The sequence below is a fragment of the Amycolatopsis sp. SID8362 genome (assembly GCF_010550475.1).
GTDB lineage: Bacteria > Actinomycetota > Actinomycetes > Mycobacteriales > Pseudonocardiaceae > Amycolatopsis > Amycolatopsis eburnea.
The window spans coordinates 1-3,997 of record NZ_JAAGNB010000477.1; the positions used below are offsets into that span (position 1 = coordinate 1).

Annotated in this window: 1 protein-coding gene and 1 pseudogene; both read left to right on the forward strand. The window is 72.2% G+C overall.

Features of this window, described 5'->3' with window-relative positions; translation table 11 throughout:
• On the forward strand, positions 1–699 hold a 699-nt coding region (locus tag G3I65_RS14700; protein ID WP_160696604.1), incomplete at its 5' end, for an acyl carrier protein.
• 15 nt (positions 700–714) lie between these two features.
• Positions 715–3,997 (forward strand): annotated as a pseudogene (locus G3I65_RS14705) (type I polyketide synthase); the annotation flags it as partial.

The window sequence follows — 3,997 nt, forward strand, 5'->3', positions numbered from 1 at the left end:
GGCCTCCCGCCGATGGACCCGGCGCTCGGGGTCACGGCGTTCCGCCGGGCGCTCGCCGCCGACGACACCACCGTCGTGGTCGCCGACGTCGACTGGGCCCGGTTCGCGCCGGTCTTCACCGCGGCCCGGCCCCGGCCGGTGCTGGCCGACCTCCCGGCGGTGCGGGCCGCGCTCACCGAAGCCGAGCCCGAGGCGACCGGGTTCGCTTCGATGTCCACTGTGGACCGGCCGAAGGCGCTCCTCGAACTGGTCCTGGCGCAGGTCGCGGGCGTGCTCGGGCACACGGCGCAGGCGATCGGCCCCGAGCGCGCCTTCAAGGAGCTCGGCTTCGACTCGCTGATGGCGGTCGAGCTGCGCAACCGGCTCGCGGCCGGGACCGGGCTGAGCCTGCCGGCGTCGCTGGCCTTCGACCACCCGACCGCGGCCGACCTGGCCGAGGAGCTGGACCGGCGGCTCGGCGGCGGCGAACCGACCGGCGTCCGGCTCCTCGACGAGCTCGACCGGCTGGAAGCCGCGTTCGAGACCGTCACCGAGACGGACCTCGCCGCGATCTCCGCGCGCGGCGAGATCACCGCGCGCCTGAAGGGTTTCCTCACCCGCTGGAGCGACCTGGCGGGCGAGACCGGTGGCACCGACCTCGGCGGCGCCAGCGACGACGAGCTCTTCGACTTCATCGACACCACCTTCCGGACTTCGTGAAAGACAGTGGGAGCCATGGCCAACGAGCAGAAACTCCGTGACTACCTCAAGTTCGTCACGGCTGATCTGAAGGACACCCGCGACCGGCTCGCCGACGTCGAGGCCCGGGACCGGGAGCCCATCGCGATCGTGGCCATGAGCTGCCGCTACCCCGGCGGCGTCGCCTCGCCCGAGGACCTGTGGCAGCTGGTCGAAAGCGGCACCGACGCGATCGGCGGCTTCCCGTCCGACCGCGGCTGGCCGTCGGGTGCGTTCCAGGGCGGATTCCTTTACGGCGCGGGCGAATTCGACGCCGGGTTCTTCGGCATCTCGCCCCGCGAGGCCCTCGCCATGGACCCGCAGCAGCGGCTGCTGCTGGAGACGTCGTGGGAGCTGCTGGAGCGGGCCGGGATCGCGCCGAAGTCGTTGAAGCGCAGCAGCACCGGGGTGTTCGTCGGCGGGGCCGCGTCCGGCTACGGCGGTGCCGCGGGCGGGGACGAGGAGGTCGCGGGTTACCTGCTCACCGGCACCGCGGGCAGCGTGCTGTCCGGGCGGCTGTCCTACCACCTCGGGCTGGAGGGCCCGTCGGTCACGATCGACTCGGCGTGCTCGTCGTCGCTGGTCGCCTTGCACCTGGCCGCGCAGGCGTTGCGGCGCGGGGAATGCACGCTGGCGATCGCCGGTGGGGTGACGGTGATGGCCACCCCGGGCACGTTCGCCGAGTTCGACCGCCAAGGCGGCCTCGCGGCCGACGGTCGCTGCAAGGCCTTCTCCGACGCGGCCGACGGCACCGGCTGGGCCGAGGGCGCGGGCCTGCTGCTGGTCGAGCGCCTGTCGGACGCCCGGCGCCTCGGCCACCCGGTACTGGCGGTCCTGCGCGGTTCGGCGGTCAACTCCGACGGCGCGTCGAACGGCCTCACCGCCCCCAACGGCCCCTCCCAGCGCCGCGTGATCACGGCCGCCCTCGCGGCGGCTCGCCTGTCCACATCGGACGTCGACGTCGTCGAAGCACACGGCACGGGAACCTCGCTCGGCGACCCGATCGAAGCGCAGGCACTGCTCGAAACCTACGGCCAGGACCGGGAAACACCGCTCTGGCTCGGTTCGGTGAAGTCCAACATCGGGCACACGCAGTCGGCGTCCGGCGTCGCGGGCGTGATCAAGATGGTGCAGGCGATGCGCCACGGCGTGCTGCCACGCACGTTGCACGCCGACGAGCCATCGTCCCAAGTGGACTGGTCCACCGGCGCGGTCCGCCTCCTCAACTCGGCCCGCGACTGGCCGGCCGACCGCCCCCGCCGGGCGGCGGTGTCGTCGTTCGGGATCTCGGGCACGAACGCCCACGTGATCCTCGAAGGAGTGGAACCGGCCGAGCCGACTGTGACCGAGGTGACCGCCCCGGTCCCGTGGCTGATCTCGGCCCGCGGCACGGAAGCGTTGCGCGCGCAGGCTTCGGCGCTGGTGCCCTTCGCGGACGCCTCCTTGCCGGACGTCGGAGCGGCCCTGTCGACGGGCCGCACGGCCTTCGAGGACCGAGCCGTCGTGTTCGGTGCGTCGGCCGCCGAGATGCGGACGGGACTCGAAGCCCTCGCGGCCGGCGGGAGTGCCCCGAACCTGGTGCACGGCAGTGTCGTGCCGGGTCAGCTGGCAGTGTTGTTCACCGGCCAAGGCGCCCAACGGTCCGGCATGGGCATGTCTCTCTACGAGCGCTTCCCGACCTACGCCGAGGCTTTCGACGAGGTCCTCTCTCACTTCACCCCGGAACTCCGCAAGGCCTTCACCACCCAGGCTCTCCTGGATCGCACCGAGTTCACCCAACCCGCCCTCTTCGCCCTCGAGGTCGCCCTCTACCGCCTGATCGAGTCCTTCGGTATCCGCCCAGACTTCGTAGCGGGCCATTCCATCGGCGAAATCTCCGCAGCCCACGTAGCCGGAGTCCTCTCGCTAGAAGACGCCTGCCGCCTAGTCGCCGCCCGAGCGTCCCTGATGCAGGCCCTCCCGTCCGGTGGCGCGATGGTCTCCATCGCCGCCCCCGAGTCCGCCATCACCCTGACCGACGGTGTCTCGATCGCCGCCGTCAACGGCCCGGAATCGGTGGTCATCTCCGGCGACGAGTCCCAGGTCCTGGCCATCGCAGCCCAGTTCCCGAAAACCAAGCGCCTCACCGTCAGCCACGCCTTCCACTCACCGCTGATGGACCCGATGCTCGACGAGTTCCGCGCCGTCGCCGAGTCCCTGGAGCACCGCCCCGCGACGATCCCGGTGATCTCGAATGTGAGCGGTGCTCTCGCCGAGCCGTTCACGGCCGACTACTGGGTCCGGCACGTCCGGGAGGCGGTCCGCTTCGCCGACGGCATCGCCACGCTGCAGGCCGAAGGCGTCCAGAACTTTCTGGAGCTGGGGCCGGACGCGGTGCTCAGCGCGATGATCGACGGCGGAACCGTGGGCAGTGCTCTACGACGAGACCGCTCCGAAGAAAGAGCACTGCTCACAGCTTTGAGCACTGTTCACGTCAACGGCATCGACGTCGACTGGACATCGTTCCTGCCCGCCGACGCACACGCCGAGCTGCCGACCTACGCCTTCCAGCGGCAGCACTACTGGCTCACCGGCACGGCCGACGTGTCCACAGAGGACAAAGCGTTCTGGGCGGCGGTCGAAAGCGCGGACACGGGCGACCTCGCCGTCGCGCTCGGCCTCGACCAGGACCTCGCGGCGGCGGTGCGACCGGCGCTGTCCGCCTGGCGGCACCGCAGCCGCCGGGACCGGACAGTGGCCGGCTGGCGGTACCGCGCCGAGTGGACGCCGATCACCCCCAACCCCGGCACGCCGGGCCGCTGGCTGCTCGTCGCGCCGCCGGGCGACGAAACCGCGGCCCAGCTTGAAGTTCTGCTCACCGGCGTCGTCGCACTGACCACAACGGGGGAGTCCCGCGCCGAGCTGGCCGAACGGCTGCGCCAGGCCGGTCACGACTGGACCGGCGTGCTGTCCGTCGGCGGCGGCGTCGCCACGACCACGGTCCTCCTCCAAGCCCTCGGCGACGCGGAAATCGCCGCCCCGCTGTGGTGCCTGACCACCACACCGGACCAAGCCGGCATCTGGGGCCTCGGCCGCAGCGCTGCACTGGAGGTCCCCGAGCGCTGGGGCGGCCTCGTCGAACTCCCCGCCGACCTGGACGAACGCGCCGCCGCACGGCTCCTCGCCGTGCTCGGGGGCGACGAAGACCAGGTGTCCGTGCGCGCGTCCGGCGTCTTCGGGCGGCGGCTCGTGCCCGCCCCGGCTGAAGGCGCGCCGGACTGGCAGTGGCGGGGCACGGTCC